The 24,208-nt window shown below is 72.4% G+C and carries 16 protein-coding genes and 1 pseudogene; 7 read left to right on the top strand and 10 right to left on the bottom strand.

Annotated elements, in window-relative coordinates:
• Window positions 1–78 precede the first annotated feature (78 nt).
• The 3 genes and pseudogenes from ACMA1D_RS09050 to htpG form a co-directional block, all read left to right on the top strand.
• Window positions 79–1,437 (top strand): annotated as a pseudogene (locus tag ACMA1D_RS09050) (bifunctional o-acetylhomoserine/o-acetylserine sulfhydrylase); the annotation flags it as partial.
• 77 nt (window positions 1,438–1,514) lie between these two features.
• Complete coding sequence (gene metX, locus ACMA1D_RS09055) at window positions 1,515–2,663, top strand: homoserine O-acetyltransferase MetX (RefSeq protein ID WP_414723347.1); 1,149 nt, start codon at window positions 1,515–1,517, stop codon at window positions 2,661–2,663.
• Between the two features lie 305 nt (window positions 2,664–2,968).
• A complete protein-coding gene (gene htpG, locus ACMA1D_RS09060) occupies window positions 2,969–4,924 on the top strand; it encodes a molecular chaperone HtpG (protein WP_414723348.1) in 1,956 nt (651 codons plus the stop codon).
• A gap of 218 nt (window positions 4,925–5,142) precedes the next feature.
• Here htpG and ACMA1D_RS09065 read toward each other — a convergent pair whose 3' ends face one another.
• A complete protein-coding gene (locus tag ACMA1D_RS09065; protein ID WP_414723349.1) occupies window positions 5,143–5,832 on the bottom strand; it encodes a GntR family transcriptional regulator in 690 nt (229 codons plus the stop codon).
• A 427-nt stretch (window positions 5,833–6,259) separates the two neighbouring features.
• On the opposite strand from ACMA1D_RS09065, the gene ACMA1D_RS09070 reads away from it, so the two are divergent.
• Window positions 6,260–7,093 carry a carbon-nitrogen family hydrolase gene (locus ACMA1D_RS09070; RefSeq protein WP_414723350.1) on the top strand — a complete coding sequence of 278 codons (834 nt, stop codon included), beginning with the start codon at window positions 6,260–6,262 and terminating at the stop codon, window positions 7,091–7,093.
• A gap of 253 nt (window positions 7,094–7,346) precedes the next feature.
• On the opposite strand, the gene ACMA1D_RS09075 is transcribed toward ACMA1D_RS09070, so the two are convergent.
• Entirely contained in the window at window positions 7,347–8,294 is a 948-nt protein-coding gene (locus tag ACMA1D_RS09075) for a hypothetical protein (protein ID WP_414723351.1), read from the bottom strand.
• Window positions 8,295–8,715: 421 nt separating this feature from the next.
• Between ACMA1D_RS09075 and ACMA1D_RS09080 the strand changes: the two genes are divergently transcribed.
• Entirely contained in the window at window positions 8,716–9,105 is a 390-nt protein-coding gene (locus tag ACMA1D_RS09080) for a DUF779 domain-containing protein (protein WP_414723352.1), read from the top strand.
• A 224-nt stretch (window positions 9,106–9,329) separates the two neighbouring features.
• Here ACMA1D_RS09080 and ACMA1D_RS09085 read toward each other — a convergent pair whose 3' ends face one another.
• From ACMA1D_RS09085 to ACMA1D_RS09110, 6 genes are all read right to left on the bottom strand, one after another.
• Window positions 9,330–11,774 carry an EAL domain-containing protein gene (locus ACMA1D_RS09085; protein ID WP_414723353.1) on the bottom strand — a complete coding sequence of 815 codons (2,445 nt, stop codon included), beginning with the start codon at window positions 11,772–11,774 and terminating at the stop codon, window positions 9,330–9,332.
• 659 nt (window positions 11,775–12,433) lie between these two features.
• Complete coding sequence (locus tag ACMA1D_RS09090) at window positions 12,434–13,231, bottom strand: hypothetical protein (protein WP_414723354.1); 798 nt, start codon at window positions 13,229–13,231, stop codon at window positions 12,434–12,436.
• On the bottom strand, window positions 13,228–13,557 hold the full coding sequence (locus ACMA1D_RS09095; RefSeq protein ID WP_414723355.1) for an acyl carrier protein: 330 nt from the start codon (window positions 13,555–13,557) through the stop codon (window positions 13,228–13,230). Before ACMA1D_RS09095 ends, ACMA1D_RS09090 begins: the two co-directional genes overlap by 4 nt.
• The gene (locus ACMA1D_RS09100; protein ID WP_414723356.1) at window positions 13,554–15,362 is read right to left on the bottom strand and encodes an AMP-binding protein; all 1,809 of its coding nucleotides are present in this window, start codon (window positions 15,360–15,362) and stop codon (window positions 13,554–13,556) included. Before ACMA1D_RS09100 ends, ACMA1D_RS09095 begins: the two co-directional genes overlap by 4 nt.
• Window positions 15,363–15,444: 82 nt before the next feature.
• Window positions 15,445–16,365: a hypothetical protein gene (locus ACMA1D_RS09105; RefSeq protein ID WP_414723357.1), complete on the bottom strand. Its 921-nt coding sequence runs from the start codon at window positions 16,363–16,365 to the stop codon at window positions 15,445–15,447.
• 486 nt (window positions 16,366–16,851) lie between these two features.
• The gene (locus ACMA1D_RS09110) at window positions 16,852–18,228 is read right to left on the bottom strand and encodes a peptidase C39 family protein (RefSeq protein ID WP_414723358.1); all 1,377 of its coding nucleotides are present in this window, start codon (window positions 18,226–18,228) and stop codon (window positions 16,852–16,854) included.
• Window positions 18,229–18,400: 172 nt separating this feature from the next.
• On the opposite strand from ACMA1D_RS09110, the gene ACMA1D_RS09115 reads away from it, so the two are divergent.
• Together ACMA1D_RS09115 and ACMA1D_RS09120 are read left to right on the top strand one after the other, a co-directional pair.
• Window positions 18,401–19,006: a uridine kinase family protein gene (locus tag ACMA1D_RS09115; RefSeq protein WP_414723359.1), complete on the top strand. Its 606-nt coding sequence runs from the start codon at window positions 18,401–18,403 to the stop codon at window positions 19,004–19,006.
• A 502-nt stretch (window positions 19,007–19,508) separates the two neighbouring features.
• On the top strand, window positions 19,509–21,395 hold the full coding sequence (locus tag ACMA1D_RS09120; protein ID WP_414723360.1) for an AAA family ATPase: 1,887 nt from the start codon (window positions 19,509–19,511) through the stop codon (window positions 21,393–21,395).
• Between the two features lie 87 nt (window positions 21,396–21,482).
• Here the strand turns inward: ACMA1D_RS09120 and ACMA1D_RS09125 are convergent, their stop codons facing one another.
• Both ACMA1D_RS09125 and ACMA1D_RS09130 read right to left on the bottom strand, forming a co-directional pair.
• Window positions 21,483–22,535, bottom strand: coding sequence for a hemolysin family protein (locus ACMA1D_RS09125; protein ID WP_414723361.1), 1,053 nt, complete (start codon window positions 22,533–22,535; stop codon window positions 21,483–21,485).
• Entirely contained in the window at window positions 22,532–24,061 is a 1,530-nt protein-coding gene (locus ACMA1D_RS09130) for a hemolysin family protein (protein ID WP_414723362.1), read from the bottom strand. The genes ACMA1D_RS09125 and ACMA1D_RS09130 overlap by 4 nt, the downstream gene beginning before the upstream one ends.
• Window positions 24,062–24,208: the final 147 nt, after the last annotated feature.

The following is a 24,208-nucleotide window of genomic DNA, read 5'->3' on the forward strand; positions in this document are numbered from 1 at the left end:
GCGCGCCACCGCCCGCCACGGCACCGGCGACCGTGCCGCCCCACCGTGCCCACCGAACACAACGCTGCGAGGCCAGACATGAGCCAGTCCGTCGACTCCGCCACCCCGGAACACACCCCCGCCGACGCCGCGCCGGGCGGTGTGGAGAGCGGTTGGTCCTTCGAGACCCGGCAGATCCACGCCGGTGCCGCGCCCGACCCGACGACCGGTGCCCGTGCGGTGCCGATCTACCAGACGACCTCGTACGCCTTCCGGGACACCACGCACGCGGCCAACCTGTTCTCCCTCGCCGAGCCCGGGAACATCTACACCCGCATCCAGAACCCCACCACCGGCGTGCTCGAAGAGCGGCTGGCGGTGTTGGAGGGCGGCGTCGCCGCGGTGGCGCTGGCCTCCGGACAGGCGGCGGAGACCCTGGCGATCCTCACCCTGGCCGGCTCCGGCGACCACATCGTCTCGGCGACCTCGCTCTACGGCGGTACGTACAACCTCTTCCGGCACACCCTGCCGCGGCTCGGCATCGAGGTCACGTTCGTGGACGAGCCGGATGACCTGGACGCCTGGCGGGCGGCGATCCGGCCGAACACCAAGGCGTTGTTCGGGGAGTCGCTCGGCAACCCGCGCGGCAACGTCCTGGACGTACGGGGCGTGGCGGACGTGGCGCACGCGGCGGGCGTGCCACTGATCGTGGACAACACGCTGCCCACGCCGTACCTGCTGCGCCCCATCGAGCACGGGGCCGACATCGTGGTGCACTCGGCGACGAAGTTCCTCGGTGGGCACGGCACCACGATCGGCGGGGTGGTCGTCGACGGCGGCACCTTCGACTTCGGCGCGCACGCCGAGCGCTTCCCCGACTTCAGCGAGCCCGACCCCAGCTACCACGGCCTGCGCTACTGGCCGGACCTCGGCGCCGGCGCGTTCGCCGTCAAGCTGCGCATCCAGCTCCTGCGCGACATCGGCCCCGCGCTCGCCCCGCACTCGGCGTTCCTGCTGCTCCAGGGCATCGAGACGCTGAGCCTGCGCATCGAGCGGCACACCAGCAACGCGCTGGAGCTGGCCCGCTGGCTGGAGCAGCGCGAGGAGGTTTCGGTGGTGCACTACCCGGGCCTGGAGTCCAACCGGTGGCACGAGAGCGCGCAGCGCTACCTGCCGCGCGGCGCCGGCGCGGTGCTCACCTTCGAGCTGCGGGACGGCATCGAGGCGGGCAAGCGGTTCGTGGACGGGGTGCGGCTCTTCAGCCACCTCGCCAACATCGGCGACGTACGCAGCCTGATCATCCACCCCGCGTCCACCACCCACAGCCAGCTCGACGCCGAACAGCTCGCGGCCACCGGCACCACGCCCGGTCTGGTGCGGCTCTCGGTCGGTCTGGAGCACCCGGACGACCTGAAGGCGGACCTGGAGGCCGGCTTCCGGGCGGCGAAGGCCGCGGCGGCCCCGGCCCCGGCTCAGGCGGAGGCCGACCCGGCGCCGGCCGAGGCCGACCCGGTCGCCGAGGGCGCGTCCTGACCATGCGCGTGTCAACGGCAGTGCCCCTCCCGCCGGCCACTGGCGGGTGGCGGGAGGGGCAGCCGGTGGGACGGCGCCGTTGGGTGACGCTGGAGCGCCCGTTGCCGCTTGAGGCCGGCGGGGCGCTGCCCGGCGTGCGGCTCGCGTACGAGACGTGGGGGCGGCCGGCGCCGGACGGCAGCAATGCGGTGCTGGTGCTGCACGCGCTGACCGGCGACAGCCACGTCGCCGGTCCGGCCGGCCCCGGCCACCCGACGCCCGGCTGGTGGGACCCGCTGATCGGCCCGGGCCGGCCGCTGGACACCGACCGGTGGTACGTGGTCGCGCCGAACGTGCTCGGCGGCTGCCAAGGCAGTACGGGCCCCCTCTCACCCGGCGCCGACGGGCGCCCGCTCGGGCCCGCGTTCCCGTATCTGACGCAGCGGGACCAGGTGGCCGCCGAGGTGGCGCTCGCCGATGCGCTGGGCATCGACCGGTGGGCCGCGGTGATCGGCGGTTCGATGGGCGGTATGCGGGCGCTGGAGTGGGCGGTGTGCCACCCCGAGCGGACCGGCTCGCTGCTGGTCCTGGCCTGCCCGGCCGCCGCGTCCGCCGAACAGATCGCCTGGGGCACCATCCAGGTCGCGGCGATCAAGGCCGACCCGCACTGGCAGGCCGGCCGCTACCACGACGCCGCGCCGGGCGCTGGGCCGCACCAGGGCCTCGGCATCGCGCGCCGCATCGCCCACGTCACGTACCGCAGCGAGCCGGAGCTCGCCGGCCGCTTCGCGCACGCCGCGCAGCCGGGCGAGGACCCGTGGCGGGAGGGCAGGTACGCGGTGCAGTCCTATCTCGACCACCACGCGGCCAAACTCGCCCGCCGCTTCGACGCGGGCAGCTACGTCGTGCTGACCGAGGCGATGAACGGGCACGACGTGGGCCGGGGCCGCGGCGGCGTGTCCGCCGCACTGCGCCGCTACACCGCCCCCGCGCTGGTCGCCGGCGTCGACTCGGACCGCCTCTACCCGCTCGGGCAGCAGGCCGAGTTGGCCGCCGGCCTGCCGGGCGCCGACCGGCTCCGGGTGATCACCTCGCGGTACGGGCACGACGGGTTCCTGATCGAGACGGAGCAGGTCGGGGCACTGGTGACGGAGTTGCTCGCGGGAGGCTGAGCGGGGTGGGGCGCGGGTGCTAGGCGGGTGCTGGGTGAACTGGCGAGCTCTCGGTGAGCTCCGGACAGCGCGGTGTGCGGGCCCCTGAGCTCGTGCTGAGCGAGGTGGTACGCGGGGGGAGCTGGACGGGATGGCGTGCGGGTGCCGGATGGGGTGATGTGCGGGGTGGTGTGCCGGCGCGGGGCCGGGCGTGCGCTCGGGCCGGTCCGCCCAGTGAGCTCCCCCTGTGACCGTCCGTTGACGGGCTGTTCTACAGTGCCCCCATCAGTTCCGTCACCTGGTGGCCCGAAAAGGAAATACGGATTATGCCGACAGAGACGTTCGAGTTTCAGGTGGAAGCGCGCCAGCTTCTCCAGTTGATGATCCACTCGATTTACTCGAACAAGGACGTGTTCCTGCGCGAACTCGTCTCCAACGCCTCCGACGCACTGGACAAGCTGCGTCTCGAAGCGCTCCGCGACGACACCCTCGACGCGGACGTCTCCGACCTCCACATCGAGATCGAGGCCGACCGCGAGGCCCGCACCCTGACGGTGCGGGACAACGGCATCGGCATGTCGCGTGACGAGGTGGTGGGGCTCATCGGGACGATCGCGAACTCGGGCACGGCGGCCTTCCTGCGCGAGCTCAAGGAGGCGAAGGACTCCGCCGCGGCCGAGGGCCTGATCGGTCAGTTCGGCGTCGGGTTCTACGCCAGCTTCATGGTCGCCGACGAGGTCACCCTGGTGACCCGGCGGGCCGGCCAGAGCGAGGGCACGCGCTGGACCTCCGACGGCGCGGGCACGTACACGATCGACGAGGCCGCGGACGCACCGCAGGGCACCTCGGTCACGCTGCACCTCAAGCCGGAGGACAGCGAGGACCGGCTGCACGACTACACCGCGTCGTGGAAGATCAAGGAGATCATCAAGCGGTACTCGGACTTCATCACCTGGCCCATCAAGATGGCCGCCGAGCCCGCAGCGCCGGCCGCCACGGAGCAGTCCGGGGACGAGGGCGCGGACGAGCCGGCCGAGCAGGACGCGAAGCCGAGCGAGCCCGAGACGCTGAACTCGATGAAGGCGCTGTGGGCGCGCTCCCGGGACGAGGTGAGCGACGCCGAGTACCACGAGCTGTACAAGCACATCAGCCACGACTGGCACGACCCGCTGGAGACCATCCGGCTGCACGCCGAGGGCACCTTCGAGTACCAGGCGCTGCTGTTCATCCCCGCGCAGGCGCCGCAGGACCTGTTCATGCAGGACTACCAGCGCGGCATCCAGCTCTACGTGAAGCGCGTCTTCATCATGGCGGACTGCGAGGCCCTGATGCCTCCCTACCTGCGCTTCGTCAAGGGCGTGGTGGACGCGCAGGACCTCTCGCTCAACGTGTCGCGGGAGATCCTCCAGCAGGACCGGCAGATCCAGCTCATGCACCGCCGGCTGACCAAGAAGGTGCTGTCCTCGATCAAGGACCTGATGTCGGCGCACCCCGAGCGCTACGCCACCTTCTGGCGGGAGTTCGGCCGGGTGCTCAAGGAGGGTCTGCTCAGCGACTTCGAGAACAAGGACGCGATCCTCGCCGCCTCCTCGTTCGCCTCCACCCACGACGCGCAGGAGCTGACCACGCTGCCCGCGTACGTGGAGCGGATGAAGGAGGGCCAGCAGGAGATCTTCTACATGACCGGCGAGTCCCGCCAGGCCATCGAGAAGTCGCCGCACATGGAGGCGTTCGCCGCCAAGGGCATCGAGGTGCTGCTGCTGACCGACCCGGTCGACGAGGTGTGGGTGCAGGCCGTCCCCGAGTTCGACGGCAAGCAACTCCGTTCGGTCGCCAAGGGCGAGGTGGACCTCGACTCCGACGAGGAGAAGGCCGAGGGCGACGCCGAGCGCGAGAAGCAGCAGGAGGAGTTCGCCGGGCTGCTTGGCTGGCTCAAGGAGCGGCTGACCGAGCAGGTCAAGGACGTACGCCTGTCCTCCAGGCTCACCGTCTCGCCCGCCTGCATCGTCTCCGACACCCACGACGTGACCCCCGCGCTGGAGAACATGTACCGCGCGATGGGCCAGGAGGTGCCGACCGCCAAGCGCATCCTGGAGCTGAACCCGGGGCACCCGCTGGTCAGCGGCCTGCGTACGGCACACGCCGAGCGGGCGGATGACGAGGGTCTCGCCGAGACGGCCGAACTCGTCTACGACATGGCCCTGTTGGCCGAGGGCGGCGAGCTGAGCGACCCCTCGCGCTTCGTCAAGCTGATGGCCGACCGGCTGGAGCGCACGCTGTAGGTCCGCACGGGCGGTGGGCGTTCCGCCCCGTCTGGCGCGGCGGGCGCCCTCCCGCCGCGTCTGACGCATCTGCTAGGTCTGGCACGCCTGGCGGCATCTGATGCGTTTGACGCCGCGTCAACCGGCTGCGCCCCGCCGGCCCCTCCGCGTTCGGAGGGCGCCGGCGGGGCGCAGCCGTTGGTGGACGGTGCGGCACCGGAGCGCCGCGCCGCCCGGCGTCATTCCGCCCGCTGGTCAGGGCGCCCGGGGTCGCTCCAATGCCGCACGGCAGGCAGGTTCAGCACCGCGAGGGTGCCGCCGAGATGGGCGCCGAGGGCCGCGGCGGCGCGCTCCGGGTCGCCCGATGCGATGCCCGTCACGATGGCCGTGTGCTCGGCGAGCACCGCACGTGCCCGGTCCTCGGCCGCGGCGATGGCCCGCAACCCCATGCGCACCTGGCGGTCCCGCAACGACTCGTAGACCTCCACCAGGACCGGGTTCCCGGCCGCGCGGACGATGGCGCGGTGGAAGGCGCGGTCGCACTCGATGAACGCGACCGGGTCGGCCATCAGACCGGCCTGCCGCTCGACGAGCTCGGTCAACTCGGCGGTCAGATCGTCCGCGAGGTGCGCGACGCGGCGCACCGACCACTCCTCCACCAGCTCGCGCGCCTGCATGACGGCCTCGATCTCGGCATCGGAGATGGGCGGCACGTAGGCGCCCTTCTTCGGCACGATCCGTAGGAACCCCTCGGTCTCCAGCCGAAGCAGCGCCTCGCGCACCGGCGTCCTGGACTTGCCGGTCGCCTCGCACACCTCCGCCTCGGTCATGAAGATCCCCTCGTGCCGCGGCAGCGCCCCGATGCGGCCCTTCAACCAGCGGTACGTGGTGTCCTGCGCGCTCTCCCGTGCCACCCTGGAACCCGTCATAGACGCAATGTATGCATGGCGTTCGCGCAGCGGCAAGGGCGCATCAATGCGCATGACTCGGCGTCCGGAGCAGACCGGCGCGCCGCGCGTGACCCGCGCGCCGAGCCCGTACGCCCACCCCACTCGCGCGGCTCGTGGGCCTCGACTGAGCCGCGCCCCCGGAGCCCAACGGCGTTGCCGCCAGGCGCTCTTGTGCCGCTCGTAGGCGGAACGTATACATGGCGTACATAAGGTTGTTCACCGAGCTCAAGCCCAAGCCTCAGCCCAAGCCATGCCCGAGCCATGCCCACGCCCAAGTCCGAGCCCGCGCCCCAGCCCACACCGCCGACGCCCGGACGCCGCCGGTGTCGGTGCCGCCGCCGCGTGGCCCGCCCGCACGGTGCGCGTCTTCCGTGGGCGCCGCCGCGGCCAGCCCAGGGAGTACCGCATGAAGATCGCACTGGTCCAGGTGGCCAGCCCCGCCGACGAGTCCCCCGCCGACCGCAGGGCCCGAGTGGGCCGGATGGTCGCCGCAGCCGCGGGAGCCGACCTGGTCGTGCTCCCCGAGCTCTGGGCGCCTGGATACTTCGCCTTCGACCGCTACGCCGCGTACGCCGAGTCGCTCACCGGCCCGACCGTGACCGCGGCGCGCGCCTGGGCCAAGGAGCTCGGGTCCCATCTGCACCTGGGCAGCGTGGTCGAACGCGACGCGCAGGGGCGGCTGTTCAACACCGCCGTACTGCTGGCGCCCGACGGGTCGCTGGTGCACACGTACCGCAAGGTGCACGTCTTCGGGCACGCCTCGCGCGAGGCGGCGCTGTTGACCCCGGGCGACCGGCTCACCGTGGCCGCCGCGCCGTGGGGCCAGGTAGCCGCCACCACCTGCTACGACCTGCGTTTCCCCGAGTTGTGGCGGGACCTGGTGGACCGCGGGGCGCAGACCGTGATCACCCCGGCCGCCTGGCCGGCCGCGCGGCGCGAGCACTGGCGGCTGTTCACCACCGCCCGGGCCGTGGAGCAACAGGTCCTGCTGATCGCCTGCAACGCGGTGGGCGTCCAGGGCGACGGGGTCGAACTGGGCGGGCACAGCCGGGTGGTCGACCCCTGGGGCACGGTGTTGGTCGAGGCCGGTACGGACGAGGGGGTGACCCGCTGCGAGGTCGATCCGGGGATCGTCGCACGGGTCCGGGACGCCTTCCCGGTGCTCGCCGACCGACGCTGGCCGCCCGCCACCGCACCGGCCGCACCCGACCCCACGGCCGAGGCCCTGACCGGTCCGTGACCGACACTCCGACCGGTCCGACCGGGGGCCTCATGGGGGCCTTGACCTGGGCCTCGGCCTGGCTGACCCGGGCCGGGCCGACGGCGCCGGGCGGCGCGGTTCGACCGGGGCCACCCACCTGGTCGCACCGGGCCGCCGGCCGGCCGTCGCGGCGGTGGTCCAGCGGCGACCGCCGGGCCAGGGCCCGGCCCGGCGGTCGCCCGTGCGGCACGCCCCGATCACCGGTCGGGGACACGGCGACCGGGGCTGCGGATCAATCCGCGGTGCAGTGCCGCTGCGCGTCCACCCGCACCTTGCGGCCGGTGAACTCCTCCAGGACGGCGATGTTCTCCGGCGCGTAGTTGGTCTTGGTGATCTTGTCCGCGTCGGGGCCGCCGACCACCCCGGTGTACGGCGCCGACTTCTCCAACCAGTAGGCCGTCCGCAGGAACTGGGTCAACACCAGCTCGCGCAGCTTGGGCTCGGCCTTGATCTTGGCCCAGTAGTCGGGGTGCCTGTCCTTGGCCACCCGCAGGTAGAGCAGCAGGTAGCGCAGGTTGGTGGCGGCGATGTCGCGGGCGTTGCTGGCGCCGACGCCCTTGATGAACTCGTGCACCACGGTGACGGCCGGCAGCCCCGTCAGCCCGGCGTTCTGCTCGGCCAGCACGCCCTGCAAGCGGTACTCGCCCTGCGTGCGGTCCCGCAGGTAGGTGTCGTCCATGGACGCGGTGAGCCGGTCCTTGATCAGCGGCAGGATCTCCTTGCGCGGGAACCCGCCGTGCACCGGCACCTGCATGGCCTGCTGGGAGCCGTTGATCCAGGCCGCGATCGACACGTCCCACTTGGTACGGGACGGGTCGAGGTCCCACATGTGGGTCTCCTCGTGGATGGCCACCATCATCGACTCGGCGAACCCGTTGAAGCTCCGCTTGTTGACGAACTGGTCCCAGTACTGGTCCTTGGCCTGCGCTATGGCCAGCTTCTCGCCGCTGGGCCAGCGCCGTTGGTACATGGCCTGGAGGGTGCGCATCCAGTTGGCCCCGGTGAACGCGGCCTTGAGGTCGCTCACGTCGGCGGTGGGCTGCGACGGCTCGTCGTAGCAGAAGGGCGCGGCGGCGGCCTCGTCCCGCGGCGCGGGATCGGCCTGGGCCAGCGGGCCCGAACCCAGTGACAGGGCCAGACAGCCGGCCAGCAGGCTGAGGGTACGTCGTGCACGGCTCACGGGGGCACCTCGTCTCAGAACGAACATGCGGGGGGGAAGGAGAGGGAGATGACAGGGGCCGAACCACGCCCTCTTGTCGTGGACACAACGTAATGACCGCCCCGCGGCGCGCCTACTCCCATTGCGTCATAACCCTGTGGAACGTCTGACGGTGGGCCGGGCCGGGTGACGAGGATCGGGACGGCCGGGGCGCGGTGCCGTACGCGCACTCGTAGGCGCGGATTCGTACTCGGCGCGCCCGAACGCCGGCCCCGCGCCCGCGGACCTGGCCGCACGCCCCGTGCAACCATCGCGCAACCCCGGGCGGGGTTAGGTGTCCCCGAACGGCCTCGGGGTGGCTCGGGCGCGCCCGATGCACGGCGGGCTGTCCGTAGGCCGGACTGCCCGTAGGCCGGGCCGCGCGGGCGAGGGAGGGGACGGGATGAGGGAGCCGTACGGGGTCTCGCGCGTCGCGTTGACCGAGGCCGCGCAGGAGCTGCTGCGCAGGCTCACCGCGATGCACGGGCCGCTCATGTTCCACCAGTCCGGCGGATGTTGCGACGGCAGCGCGCCCATGTGCTATCCGCGCGGCGAGTTCCGTACCGGCTCGTCCGATGTGCTGCTCGCCTCGCTCGTGGTGGCCGGGGTGGCCGAGCGGATCGACTTCTGGATGGCGGGCCAGCAGTTCGAGCGGTGGCGCCACACACATCTGACGGTGGACGTCGTGCCGGGGCGGGGCAGCGGGTTCTCGGTGGAGGCCCCCGAGGGCGTGCGCTTCCTGATCCGCTCCCGGCTGCTCAGCGAGGAGGAGCGGCGCACACTCGACGGGTGAACCGCTCCCCGGACGGCAGGCGTCGGCGCGGGTCGACGCCCATGAGACGGCGGCTGGCGTGGACGGCGCGTCAGCCGCTCAGCCCGGTAGCGGGCCGGCCCCCGCCCACACTCCGTACGGACCCGCTCGGCTACGGGCGCCCGGTGGGCGGGGCCGGCGGGCAGGCAGGGTCGGGGGTGGGCGGGGCCGGCGCGGGGGTTGCGGGCGGGGCCGAGCGGGCGGGGTCAGCCGCCCGCGGCATCCGTCAGGGCCAGTTGGTGGAGGCGATCGGGCGGGCCGGGGCGGGCGTAGTACCAGCCCTGGGCGGTGTCACAGCCGAGCATCCGCAGGTGCTCCGCCTGGGAACCGGTCTCCACGCCTTCGACGGTGACCGCGAGGTTGAGCGTGTGCGCCAGCGACACGATGCCCTCCACGATCTTCACGTCCACCGGGTCGGCCGGATCGCTCTGCATGCCGAGCGTGAACGACCGGTCCAGCTTGAGCGTGCTGACCGGCAGCCGGCGCAGGTAGGCGAGGTTGGAGTAGCCGGTGCCGAAGTCGTCCAGGGCGATGTCCACGCCCATCTCGGCGAGTTGCCGCAGCGGGCGAAGCGCCTCCTCGTCCGCGCCGATCAGGTCGTTCTCGGTCACTTCGAGGCACAGCGCCGCCGGTTCGAGCCCTGCGTTCTCCAGTACGGCGACGGTGTCGGCGACCAGGTCCGGGTAGCGGAGCTGGCAGGGCGAGAGGTTGACGTTGACGCGTAACGGCTCGGCGCCGCAGCCCGCGTCGCGCCAGGCCCTGGCCTGGCGGGCGGCCTCGGCCAGCACCCAGCGCCCGAGCGGCACGATCAGCCCGGTGTTCTCGGCCAGCGCGATGAACTGGTCGGGCCCGAGCACCCCGTGCACCGGGTGCAGCCAGCGCACCAGGGCCTCGGCGCCGCGCACCGTACCGTCCTCAAGGCGCACCAGCGGCTGGTACTCGATGAAGAACTCGCCGTTCTCCAGCGCCGCCGGCAGCCCGTTGGTGAGGCTGTGCCGAGCGATGACCCGGGCGTCGGAGGCCGCGTCGGCCACCTCGTACCGGTTGCCGCCCGCCGCCTTCGCCCGGTACATGGCGATGTCGACGCTGCGCAGCACGGCGGCCCTGGTGGTCTCGCCGCGCACGCCGCTCGCGACCCCGATGCTGGCCCGCACCAGCAGGTCACGGCCCTTGATCCGGACCGGCTCGGCGAGCGCCTGGAGCATCCGTTCGGCGAGGTCGACGGCGTCCCTGGGCGCGGTCGGGCCGACGGTCAGGGCGAAGAACTCATCGCCGCCGGGGCGGGCCACGATCTGCGACGGCTGGGTCAGACACGTCTGGAGGCGCTCGGCCACGGCGATCAGCAGGTGGTCGCCGACGGCGTGACCGAGGCTGTCGTTGACGGCGCGGAAGCCGTCCAGGTCCACGTAGCACATGCCGAACTTGCCGGATTCGGCGATGCTCGGGGCCGGCCGGCCGGCGGCGGAGCCGGACGCGGAGCCGGGGTCCGCGCCGGACCCACCGGACGCGGGGGCTTCGGCGTCGGCCTGGGCATGGGCGTCGGAGCGGGCTTCCGTCGCGGGAACGGGGGTGGGGGGCTCATCCGGGCGTGTTCCGCCGGCGGGTATCTCGCCGGCGGGTGGTGCGGACGGAAGGGGAATGGCGTCGGCAGGGGGCTCGGGTATCGGCTCCGCCTCGACCGGGGCGGACGGGACGGAGGCGGCGACGGGCACCGTGGACGCGGAAGGGGCGGTGGACGCGGAAGGTGCCGCGGGGGCAGAGGCGCCCACGGAGGCGGAGGTGGCCGTCGGAGCCGCCGTGTCGGCAGCGGGCGTGCGGGTGACGGTGGCCGACACCGCCTCGTCCAGGCGCTCGAAGAAGAGGGTGCGGTTGGGCAGCCCGGTCAACTCGTCGTGCGTGGCCTCGTACCGCAGTCGGTCGCGCAGCCTGCGCTGTTCGGTGATGTCCTCCATCAGCGCCAACTGGTACTGCGGCGCCCCCGATTCGTCCCGCAGCAGCGTGACCGTCAGGTTGGTCCACAGCACGCTGCCGTCGCCGCGGTAGTACGGCTTCTCCATCCGGAAGTGCTCGCGCTGGCCGGTGATCAGCTCCTGGTAGACCTCCATGGCCGTCGGGACGTCCTCGGGGTGCGCCCAGTCCGCCACGTTCTCGCCCAGCAGGTGGTCGCCGGGGCGGCCGAACATCCGGGCCACCGCGTCGTTCACGAGCAGCACCTGACCCTCCAGGTCGGCCACGCCGACGCCGATCACCGCGCCGTCGAAGACCGCCTGGAAGCGCGCCTCGCTGGCGTGCAGGGCCTGTTCGGCGGCGGCCCGGGCGGCCAGCGCCTCGCGGGAGGCCGACTCCTGCTCGCCCTTGGCCCGTTCGCTGAGCGCGTGCGCGAAGCCGGCGGCCACCGCGTGCTGGAGCCTGGCGCAGCGGGCCCGGCTCTCCTCGGCCAGCATCGGGCGGTCGGGCGGGCAGTAGAGCACCAGGTACGCGTCGAGCACCCCGAGCGTCAGGGGCAGTGCGCCCGCGTCGTAACACCGCGCCGCGACGAGCGCCTGCCCCACCTCGTAGGCGGGCCGGGTGTCCAGCGGCATGGTGCGCAGCGCGTGAGCGAGCCGGCGCGCGAGCGGCACCAGGTACTCCTCGAACTCGCGCTCCGCCATGGGCGTTGCCGTGGCCGGGCGGACGGCCCGGCTCCAGATCGTGGCGAAGCGCCGAAGCCGGTCCTCTTCGCTGCCCGGCCCCAGGCCGTAGGGATCGCCGTCCTGTCTTCCACTCGGCCCCGCGGTCACGCCTCGCGCCTCACTACGGCCCACTCCATCGGTAATCTCCGCCTCTCCCGGGGAATGTGATCCGGCTCCGCGCGCCGTTGCTGAGCAGACATTACTGATCGCTCGTTCGAAGGGAAGACGCAAACGGAAATCTACGATCCGCATCTGGCCGCGGGCCAGGGGGAATTCTGCCGTGCTCAGGGTGGCTCCGTCGCCTGGTGCGCGTGTGAAGTGGGCCTGATGAGGTAGAGGAGGCTCACAGGTACGCACGTGGCGTCTCAATACAGCGCCGTGGCCGAGGAGTTTCCATGCGCGGCCACTTTTCGTCGTACGAGCGTTCCCCTCTTGGCGCTTTCCCGCCACTTCCCCGCCCACCGCGCTCTGGTGCGCCGCGCCCGATCCCCCCACGAACGCCTCGGCGTGCGGCCCGGCGCCACCCGGCGCCCCAGCCCCGCACCACCGCCGCCCCATCCCCCCCGCCGTCCGCTCCCCCAGCGCCGCGCCGGTGCGGGCCCGCCCGATGCCGGCCCGCGCCGCGCCCCGCCGTCCCCTCAGTTGTCCCAGGCAGGACTGGTGTTGCGGGGGAACGGGAAGCTACAGGTGCCGTTCACCCACTCGTCCACGTCCCGCCTGTCCCACTCCAGCAGCGTCCCGGCGTTCCGGATGCACTTGTCGTAGTCGAGGCTCCCGAATAGGCGGTTGACGGTGATCTTCTGGTTGAGCTGCTCGTACCCCTTGCCCGACCGGTACACCATCTGAACCGTGGTCCTGAGCAGCCCAAGGCGCAGCTCGCCGCGCACCACGGTCAGGACCCCCTGCTGCACATTGCTGTTCTTCTGCTCCCGCCTCTCGTTCTCGACCGCCAACTGGCCGATCTTCTTGATGGAGTTGATGACGGCGGTGAGCGTGTCCGACGTCACCAGACCGCCGATCAGCTCGGTCACCGCCGAGATGGCCGGCCGCAGGGAGAGTGCGGAGATGGCGGCGACGTAGCTGTCGTCGGTGATGCCGGTGAGGAACGGCATCGTCTCGAACTGATCCCGGAAGGTGACCCACTGGACGGGGTCGAAGACCGTGGACGAATGGTCGAAACCGGCGGAGTGCTCGGCCTTGCGCAGGATGGTGGCGGCCACGGACTGCCACGAGCCGAAGGGCTCCAGCGGCCCCAGGCTGGGCAGCCCCCTGCTGTCCCCGCCGTAGGCGTTGCCCACGCCCGCTTCGTGGTCGCTGTCGTCGCCCAGCAACCCGAGCTTCTCCAGCACCTCCCACGAGAGCGTCCGTGGGCCCGCCGCCCACAGGGCGATCTGCAACGCCTCGTACCGCGCCTGGCCCTGGGTCAGCGCGCTCACGGTCGCCCTCCGGCGCTCGGGGTGTGCGCATCGCGGGCCGCATCGCGCGACGCGCGTGAGGTGCAGATCAGCCGCTCGACGTCCTGCACGGTCTGCACCTGGGGGATGGCCTCGAAGCCCAGGTTGACCCGGAAGTCCAACTCGATCGCGCCCAGCAGGCGGAGCAGCTTGAGGGAGTCGACCCCCGGCAACTCCCGCACCACGGTGGTGCCGTTGACCTCATCGGGCCAATCCTCGCCGCCGAGGTCCAGCTTCTCGTGGATCAGGGCGTACAGCCGCGCCCGCTCGTGCGGGGGTAGCTGGGGGTGGTTCGTACGGGTGCTCATGGCTGTTCCTCGTCGAGGGGGTACGAATGAGTCTTCAGCTCGCTCGGGAGGGCACGCCACCGGCCCTGGAGGTACCGCTGTCGGGTGGCGCTCCGCTTGACCTTGCCGCTGGAGGTCTTGGGCAGCTCCCCGGGCTTCACCAGGAGGACGTCCCCCACGGGCAGGGACAGTTCCGTCTGGATGTGGCCGCGGATCTGTCGGGCGACCGCAGCGGCGTCCCCGTCGCGGAGTTCGGCGACGATCACCACTTCTTCGGTGGCCCGTCCTGGCCGGGTGAAGGCCACGACGCTGCCTTGCCGCAGGCCGGCCGCCTCGGCCGCGGCCCACTCCACCGACTGGGGATCGTGGTTGCGCCCGTTGATGATCAGCAGGTCCTTCTTGCGGCCCGTCACATAGAGGGTGCCTGCCGCCAGGTATCCGCAGTCCCCCGTACGCAGGCCGTGCGCCGTGAAGCTCCGGCGGGTCGCCTCCGCGTCCCCCTGGTAGCCCGCAGCCACGCTCGGCCCGTGGAAGACCACTTCGCCGACGTGCCGCTCGGGGAGCGGCTTCCCCTCCTCGTCCACGATCAGGAGGCGGTGACCGGCGATGGGGCGTCCGCAGGGCACGAAGGCCATCTGGGCCCCGGTGGCGCCCGCTGCCTGGTCTGGCCCCGCCGCCGGCGCCGGCCGCGCCAGGCCGCTCGCGTGGTACGGCTCCCGCTGGATGACGTCCGGGGCGACCGGGACTCCGATCTCGCAGAACGACATGGCAAGCGTCGCCTCCGCCATGCCGTAACACGGCACCACCGCCCCCGGCCGCAGCCCGGCCGGCGCGAAGTGCGCCGCGAAGGAGCGCAGCGTCTCGGGGTGGTTGGGCTCGGCGCCGCAGCCCACGACCCGCAAGCAGGACAGGTCCAGCCGCTGGAGCTCCGCCGGCGGCGTGTGTGCGACGGCCAGCGACAGGGCGAAGTTGGGGGCGAAGGTCACGGTCGCACGGTGCCGGCTCACCGTCTCCAGCCAGCGGCCCGGGGCGAACGCGAAGCGCAGCGTCGGGAGGAAGCTCACCGGGCAGCGCGCGATCAACGGCGCCAGTACGAAGCCGATCAGCCCCATGTCGTGGTACATGGGCAACCAGCTCACGCCCCGGTCCCGGCCGCGTTCGAGGCGCAGGGCACTGATGATGGCCGCGCAGTTGGCGAGCACGTTGGCGTGCGTGACCTGCACTCCCCTAGGGACCGCCGTGCTCTCCGAGGTGAACTGCACGAACATCACGTCGTCCGGGAGGATCGCCTCGGGCCTGGGCACCCGCCCCATCGAAGGGGTGGTGAACAACTCCTCCGCAACGATGGCCCGTAGGCCAGCGACCGCGCGGAAGAGCGGTTCCAACCGGTCCACCAGACTCCTCGGCAGTACGAGCGCGGTGGCCCCCGCCGTGCGGAGGATGGCGGTGGCGCCCTCGCAGTACGCCTCGAACGCGCCGAAGCCCGTGGGCGGATAGAGGGGCACCGGGACGACGCCCACCGCGACCGCACCCAGGAAGGTGAACACGAACTCCTGCTCATCGGGGATGACGAGGGCGATGCGCTCCCCCTTGCGCCAGCCGCCCCGGAGCAGCCGGCGCCCCCGGCGCAGGGCCTCCCGCGACAGCTCCGACCAGCTCACGAACTGCTCGCGCCCGTGCTCGCGGAGGAAGGCGTAACCGCCCTCCGTCTGACCGAGGTTGTCGAAGAGGACCTGGGTGAAGGTCGATGCCGGCGCCCGCTGGAGAGGCTGCGCATTCGCGGAGAACGGCGCTGCCTTCTCGGGGAACGTGGATCTCCTGGACATGGGTCCTGCCCCGGGGGGTCCGCTGGAAATCGCGAAAGGGTCGTGCATTGGCCTGCGCACCCCGGGTGGGGCTTCCGCCGGCCTACTTGCCCCAGGCTGGGCTGTTGTTGGGCGGCTTATGGTAGCTGCCCGTCCCCTTCTCCCATTCGTCGACGTTCTTGCTATCCCACTCAAGGATCTTGCTGGCGCTGCGCTTGCACTTTTCGAAGTCGAGTTCGCCATAGCCGCGGCGGACCACGATCGTCTGTTCTAGCTGCTCGTACCCCTTGCCCGACTTGTATTTCATCTCCACCATGGTCCGGACGACTCCGAGATAGAGCCGGCTGCTGCGGCGTGAGAGGACACCGGTCTGCTGGTTGCTCTGCTTCTGCGTCTTTCCTTCGCTCTCCAACGCCAGTTGGCCGATCTTCTGGATGGACGTCAGAACGCCTTCCCAGGCCGCCGGCGCCAGGATGTTCTTGAGCAGGTCATCCACCGCGTTGACGCCCTTTTCCAGCGAGAGCGAGGAGATGTTCGCATCGCGTTGGTCGGACGTATAGGACAGGAAGAACGGCATCGTGGAGAACTTCTGGAGATAGTTGTTCCAGGAGACCGGGTCGAATACCTCGCTCTCCGGGTTGAAGTCGCTGATCGCCACGGCCCTGTGCATGATGGTGGAGGCTACCGACTCCCACGTACCGAATGCCGACAGGGGCCCCAGATCGGGCAGCGAACTGCCGTCCCCCGCCGCCTTGTTGCCCACTGCCTGGTCGTTTCCGTCGGCGTCGACCGCAGCGACCTCGTACCTTGCGGATGCCTCCGGCCGGGGCGAAGGCGCGTCCCACAGCGCGACTTCCAGGTCCTCTTGGTGCTGTTGCGCTGCACTGATTCCGGCCATGACTGCTTCCTTCGTTTCGGAGTTCTTGCGGGATACGTCGCGGGGTGAGGCGGTGTGCCGCGAGATGAGCTGACATGCGGCGACGAAGCGCAGCCGCTCCAGGAAGGGCGGCCATGCCGGCAACACGACAAAGATGTTGGTACCGCTACGCCTACGGACGTTCGTGCCCTCGGTCCCGCTCAAGCAGCGTGCTGCCCTGCGCGAGCACTGGTCGAAGTCGAGCACGCCGCAGCCGCAGCGAATTGACGGAGCCCTGCCGCAATGCCGCACAGCCCGGATTGACCGAGCTGGCCGGCGCCGCATCTGATCTCGTGGCCCTCGCCCGGAGCATCGAAAGGTTCGCGCTGCGGCTTTAGCACGGGCCGGCGCATTTCACCGTTACGGACCAGCCGGCGCCCCGCTAGCGCCGCGGCTGCTGCGATGCCGCCCGACCGGGCAGAAACGGGCCCGGCGAGCGCTGCCTTCGGTTCTCGCGGCCATTGCCCGGAACGTCGATGGCTTCGCGCCCCGGCTTGAGCACATGCCGACGGATCTCACCGGCCCGGGTCAGCCGACGTCAAGCGGGCGCCACCCGTCACGCCATCGAGGAGGCTGCGCCCCGAGCCCCACCGCTCAGCAGGAGATCCCCACCGCCCGCAGCGCCCAGAGCTGTCGGAAGGTCGGCCGGGCCGGGAAGTACACGTAGCAGACGCCGCCGGTGCCGCCCACGACCTTGCCGGAGGCGTTGTAGCGCTTGGTGCGCAGCCAGATGTTTTCGAACTCTCGTCGCCGGTAGACGCGGCGCACCGCGGCGTTGCTCTCGCTCGCCGGGTCGCCCGCGACCACGTCGCCATCGGCCGTGAAGCCGGTGACGGTCATCAGGTGGCCGGCCGTGCCGTAGCCGGCTCCGGTCAGTTCGGTCGGCAGGAAGGACTGCGAGGTGATCAGGGGGATGCCGGCGGCGATCAGCGTCTCGGCGTCGGTGAGGGAGTCCAGTCGGGTGACGACGCCGGCCAGGTCCCGGTAGGTGGCGGCGTAGGCGGCGTTGAAGGGCCAGTTGCCGCAGCCCTGGTACTGGTAGTCGAAGGTGTACCGGGCGGCGTGGCAGACCTGGGGGTCGGCGTAGGCCGGGTCGACCCAGGCGAGGTCCTTGCTGCTGGGCTTGCGGCCCCAGTACTCGATGATCATCTGCGACGAGGTGGGGCTGCACCACGCCTCGCCGCCGTTGTCGTACTCCGGGTACTGGCCCTTGTGGATCTCCTGCGAGTAGCGCGGCACGGTCAGCTCACGGCCGGTGGCGATGCCGGGCTCGGAGGCGGGCACGGTGAACCGGTCGGGGACGTTGGAGCCCATCGCGCCCACCCGCCACACCAGCGGCGACAGCGACGTGCCGGGGCGGCGGTGCAGCGTGAGGCGCAGCCGGTAGGCGGCGATCCGCAGCCCCGCGGCGGCCGGTTCCGCGTCCACGGCCAGCGTGTCGGTGGAGACGCTGGTCTTCGTGTCGCCCTGCCCGTCGACGGAGGTCCGCCGGATGTCCGTGTCGCCCGCCGCCCAGCGGCCCATCACGTACCAGGGGCTGACGGTCCCGTCGGTGTACCCGACCCGCAGTTCGACCTGGAGCCAGCTGCCCTGGGGGGTGTGCGCGTTCCAGGAGGCGATGACCTCGTTGGCCGGCGTGGGCAGGGTGTGCACCGGGCTGGTCCAGGTGGCGTACTCCCAGCGGGCGGTGGTGCCGGTGTGTGGGTCGGTGTAGTCGGTGGTGCCGGCGGGTTCGGCCAGGGCGATGCCGGGGCGCAGACCGTCGCGGACCCGTACGCCGCGGGCCGCGCCGGTGCGCCAGTCGAGGCCGCTCGACCAGGAGCGGTTCGAGACGGTCGAACCGATGGTGGCGGCCGTCGCCGCGGTGCCCCGCGGGCGGTCCGCGCCCCGGGCCGGTGAGACCGCGGCCAGGCCGGCGGTGACGCCGAGCGCTGCGGTGAGGAGCGTACGCCGTGGGGTGCGTCTGCTCATGGTGGGAAACCCCCAGTCATCCGATGCGACGTCAGGTGCACGACAGATGGCCCCACTATGACCGCTTCGCCTCGCCCAGGGCCAGTGACGCGACCGACGGCGCGTTCGATGCACGTCGCGCCCCGCAGCGCACCGGGCCGCCCGCCGCGCGCCCCGCCCGTAGGGTGAGCCGGTGAACCACCGCACCGATCCCGCACTCGCCGCACTCGCCGCGCGCCTGCACGCCCTGCCCCCGTCCTGCGGCCCGGTCCGGCTGATCGCCGTCGACGGCCACGCGGGGTCGGGCAAGTCGACCTTCGCGGGCCGACTGGCCGCCGCGCTCGGCGGGGCGCCCGTGCTGCACACCGACGACCTGGCCAGCCACGCCGCGCTCTTCGACTGGTCGGCGCGCCTGCACGAGCAGGTGCTCGGGCCGCTGGCGCGCGGCGTCGACGCCTCGTACGAGGTCTACGACTGGCACGCCCGCCGCTTCGCCACCCGGCGCACGCTGCCGGTGGCCCCGGTGGTGCTGGTCGAGGGCGTGGGGGCGGGGCGACGGGCCGTGCGGCCGTTCCTGGCGTGCCTGCTGTGGATGGAACGGGACGCGCGCGACTCCTGGGGCCGGGGGCAACGGCGGGACGGACCCGAGATGTCCGAATTCTGGGCCGGTTGGGTGCCCGCGGAGCAGGCACATTTCGCCGCCGACCCCTCGCGCCCGTACGCCGACGCCCTGGTCCGCCAGCAGGATGTGGGACCGGAGGGGTACGTGGTGCTGCCGGGGCCAGGAGCCACCGCATGAGCCACCATCAGCATCACTCTGCGTGAACGACACCGCCCCGGTCAGCTCCCACGCCCCGACCCGGTCGGACAAGTGCTCCAACTCCGCTTGACCTGGGGGCCATACAGGTCTTACGTTCTCAATGTGCGACTCGTACGGGTCGCCCTACTACGCGAAGCCCCCGATTGTTCCCCCGTGATCGGGGGCTTCGTCCATTCTCCGCCCTGCGATTTGCGCGCTTTGTGACACTCCATGCTCACCCTGGGTGACCACTTCCGGAATCGGTCCATGCGGTTCCGGAACGGCCCGGGGCACCGACCGGATCACGCCCTTCCCGGACGAACAGCCGTGCGCACCCTTCGGCCAGCACCGTCTTCGCAGGTACGATGCCCAACAGTGCAGCCGACGGGCGGACGCACTTGCACACTGGCCAATCCCCGGTCATGGCATGGCGGTTCGGCAAGGCGGCGACCGGGCACCCGCCCGGCGCCACACCACGGGGGCTCGGTTTGTGGGGGATGTGATGGATTTCGGCATCCAGGGCTCGCAGGCCCCGGCCGATCTCGCCTGGCTGCGCGGCGTCGACGCCTACACGATGGGCGCGTATCCGCAGGCCGAGGAGGAATTCCGGACCGCGGTCGAGCTCGATCCGGGCATGGCCGACGGCTGGCTCGGCCTCCACGCGCTGCGCGCCGACACCGCGACCGCGCTGCTGCGCATGTACCGGCACCGCGACCGGTTCGGCGAGCAGCGCAGCCGGCACCGACGCTCACTCAATTCCTGGTACTGGCTCGGCTGGTGGGTGCAGCCGGTCCTGGAGAGCGGCCGTGACCTGCTGCTCGCGCACGCCTCGCACTGGCTCGACGGCCGACACGTGCCCGAGCTCGACCGGGCGCTCGCCGGCTGCCCGCCGGTCGAGGCCGATCCGCAGGCCCGCTTCCTGCACGCCTGCCGGGCCTATCTGGTCAAGGACTGGGACCAGCTCGTACGGCACACCGAACCGCTGCTCCAGGACCCGCTGCTCGGCATCGAGGCCGGACTGTTCGGCGGCATGGCCCGGGTGCGCCTTGAGATGTACGGGCAGGCGGAGCCACTGCTGTCCGCCGCGCTGATGCGGTGCCGCAGCGAGCAGCCGCAGCGCAAGGAGTTGCGCTACTGGCTGGCCCGCGCGCACGAGGGCATCGGGCGCAGCGCGGCGGCCCTGCCGCTGTACCGGGCGGTGCACCGCATCGACGCCACCTTCATGGACACCGCCGCCCGGCTGGCCGCCATCGCCGAGTCCGACGGCTTCGAGGACGGCCCGGACCTGGCCCCGGTCTCGCTGGCCGGCGCCGGGCAGGACGCCACGGACGGCATCGAGGGCGACCCGGCGCCCACCCTGGACCCGGCCGACGGGCGGGAGCTGCGGACCGGCCCCGACCCCACGCTCGGCGGCACGCCCCGGGTCCCCGACGGGCCGCGGCACCGGGCGTCGGCGTCCGGCCCGGCCGCTGCGGGCCCACCGCCGGGCCCCGCCGACCCCGCGCTGCTCGCCGACGCCCTGAAGGAACTAGACCGGATGGTCGGCCTTGAGCCGGTCAAACGTCAGGTGCGGGCGCTCTCCGCGCAGTTACGGATGGCCCGGCTGCGCACCGGACAGGGGCTGCCAGTCCAGCCGCCCAAGCGCCACTTCGTCTTCTCCGGCCCCTCCGGCACCGGCAAGACCACCGTGGCCCGCATCCTGGGCCGGGTCTTCTACGCGCTCGGGCTGCTCGGCGGCGACCACCTGGTGGAGGCCGGCCGGGCGGACCTGGTCGGCGAGTACCTGGGCCAGACCGCGGTCAAGGCGAACGAGCTGATCGACTCGGCGCTGGGCGGCGTGCTCTTCGTGGACGAGGCGTACAGCCTCTCCAACTCCGGCTACTCCAAGGGCGACGCGTACGGCGACGAGGCGCTCCAGGTGCTGCTCAAGCGCGCCGAGGACAACCGGGACCGGCTGGTGGTCATCCTCGCCGGCTACCCGGAGGGCATGGACCGGCTGCTGGCGGCCAACCCCGGCCTCGGCTCCCGCTTCACCACCCGGGTGGACTTCCCGAGCTACCGGCCGCCGGAGCTGACCGCCATCGGCGAGGTGCTGGCGGCCGAGAACGGCGACCGGTGGGACGAGGAGGCCGTGGAGGAATTGCGCAGCATCAGCGGCCACGTGGTGGACCAGGGCTGGATCGACGAGCTCGGCAACGGCCGCTTCCTCCGCACCCTGTACGAGAAGAGCTGCGCCTACCGTGACCTGCGGCTCTCCGGCTGGAGCGGCACACCCGAGCGTGAGGACCTGGCCACCTTGCGGCTGCCGGACCTGATGCAGGCGTACGGCGAGGTGCTGTCCGGGCGGGGCCCGACCGACCGGCACCGCAAGGACCCGCCGTTCGGCTGAGCGGGAGGGGCCGGGCGGCCGGGGCTGTGGTGCGAGGTGCGTGCGGCCGGGCCCGGGCCGGCGGCGGGTGCCACCGGCCCGGGGTGGTCAGCCGCGCGCGGCGGGCGCCGATGAGCGGTGCGCGGGGTCGTGCACCTCGCCCACCAGCATCTCCAACACGTCCTCCAGGGCGACGAGCCCGATCACCCGGCCCGACGCGTCGCTGACCGCCGCCAGGTGGGCCGCTGCCCGGCGCAGCACGGTCAGCGCGTCGTCCAGCGGCAGTTCGGCCCGGAGCGTGTGGATCCGCCGCCACACGTGCTGCGGCACGGCGCGCTCCCGCTCCTCCAGGTCGAGTACGTCCTTCACGTGCAGGTAGCCCATGAAGGCGCCGCCGGGGCCGCGCACCGGGAAGCGCGAGTAGCCGGTGCGTACGGTCAGCTCCTCGACCTGTCGGGGGGTGACCGCGGGATCGACGGTCACCAGCGTCGCCGGGTCGAGCAGCACCTCGGTGACCGGGCGGGTGCCGAGCACGAGCGCGTCCGCCAGCCGCTCCTGCTCGTCGGGGGCGAGCAACCCCGCCTGCCGGGAGTCGGCGATCAAGTGGGTGAGCTGCTCGCTGGTGAAGACCGCCTCCACCTCGTCCTTCGGCTCCACGCGGAAGAGCCGCAGTACGAGGTGCGCGCAGGTGCCGAAGAACGCGGTCACCGGGCGGCACAGCCGGGCGAAGGTGACCAGGCCGGGCGCCAGCCACAGCGCGGTCAGCTCCGGGGCCGCCATCGCCAGGTTCTTCGGCACCATCTCGCCGATGACCAGGTGCAGACAGACCACGGCGGCCAGCGCGATGGCGTACCCCAGCGGGTGGATGAGCGCGTGCGGCAGGTGGACGGCGTGGAAGGCCGGCTCCAGGAGGCGGGCCACGGTCGGCTCGGCCACGGCGCCCAGCGTCAGCGAGCAGACCGTGATGCCGAACTGCGCGGCGGCCATCATCTGCGGCAGGTTCTCCAGGCCGGTCAGCACGGTGCGCGCGCGGCTCGAACCGGCCGCCGCCTGCGGCTCGATCTGGCTGCGGCGGACGGAGACCAGGGCGAATTCGGCGCCCACGAAGAAGCCGTTGGCGAGCACCAGGAGCAGCGCGAACAGCAGTTGCAGCACGCTCATCGGCCGGTCCCCCGCGCGGCCGGGGCGCACTCGGCACGGACCGTACCGCCGGTGTCGAGGACGGCCGCGCCGTCCACCGGCGGGCGCTCCGCCGCGCCGGTGGGGGCCAGCGGCCCGGGCTCGACGCCCGCCGCACCGCGGGCCGCGGAGGCCGCCCCGGTCCTGGCGAGCTGGCTACCGGGCGCGGCCGGGGCCGGCAGCACGGCCGGCGGCAGCACCGTACGGACGATGCGCACCCGCTCCGCCCGGTGGTGGCCCACCTGGCGGACGGCCAACTTCCAGCCACCGGGCAGCTCGACGGTGTCACCCACCGCGGGAATCCGCCCGAGCACCCCGGCCACCAGGCCGGCGGCGGTCTCGTACGGGCCGTCCGGGGCGGCGAGCCCGATCCGCAGCAGGGTGTCCACACGACAGCTCCCGTCGGCCTCCCACACCAGTCGGCCGTCCTCGCCGGCGATCTGGACCAGCTCCGGCAGGTCGGCCGCGTCGTGCTCGTCGCGCACCTCGCCGACGAGCTCCTCCACGATGTCCTCCAGCGTGACGACGCCGGCCGTGCCGCCGTACTCGTCCACCACCACGGCGATCGGCTGGTCGCTGCGCAACTGCTTGAGCAGCAGTTGCACCGGCAGCGTCATGGGCACCAGGAGGGGCGGTTGGGCGATGGCGTCGACCGGCGTGTGCAGCCGGTCGCCCGCCGGTATGGCGAGCGCGTCCTTGAGGTGCACCATGCCGATCACCTCGTCCAGCCGCTCGCGGTAGACCGGGAAGCGGGACAGGCCAGTGGCCCGGGTCAGGTTCAGCACGTCCTGGCCGGTGGCCGTCGCGTGCAGGGCGCTGACCCGCAGTCGCGGCGTCATCACGTGCTGGGCGGTGAGCCCGGCCAGCGAGAGGGTGCGTACGAACAGGTCGGCGGTGTCCTGCTCGATGGCGCCCGCCTGCGCCGAGTGCCGGGCCAACGAGACGAGTTCGCCGGGGGTACGGGCCGAGGCCAGCTCCTCGGTCGGCTCCACCCCCAGGGTCCGCACCAGCCGGTTGGCCACCGTGTTGAGCAGCGCGATCAGCGGGCGGAAGAAGCGGGCGAAGGCGTGCTGCGGGCCGGCGACGAAGCGGGCGACCTGGAGCGGGCGGGAGACCGCCCAGTTCTTGGGCACCAGCTCGCCGATGACCATCTGCGCGGCGGAGGCCACCAGCATCCCCACCACCACGGCGAGGCCGGGCACGGCGCCGGCGGGGACGCCGGTCGCGGTCAGCGGGCCGGTCAGCAGGTGGCCGAGGGCGGGCTCGGCGAGCATGCCGACCACCAACGAGGTGATGGTGATGCCGAGTTGGGTTCCGGAGAGTTGGAACGAGAGCTCCCGCAGCGCGCTGACCACGGTGGCGGCCCGGCGGTCGCCGCCGGCCGCGGCCCGCTCCGCGTCCGCCCGCTCCACCGTGACCAGGCCGAACTCGGCGGCGACGAAGAAGCCGTTGGCGAGGATGAGGAAGAACGCCGCGGCGAGCAGCGCGAGGGAGACGGTGAGGCTCATGCCGCCGCCTCCCGGGAACGTGGCGAGGCGGCGCGGGTACTACAGGACGAACCGTCCATCGGCGGAGGAATTCACTCCTCGGGTCGCAGGTGCCCCTCCGGGCACGCGCACGGCGCGCGCTGCCACCGGAGGGCGGGGCGCGGGACG

Origin of the sequence: Streptomyces sp. 796.1 (assembly GCF_047525675.1) — a bacterium.
Classification (GTDB): domain Bacteria; phylum Actinomycetota; class Actinomycetes; order Streptomycetales; family Streptomycetaceae; genus Streptomyces.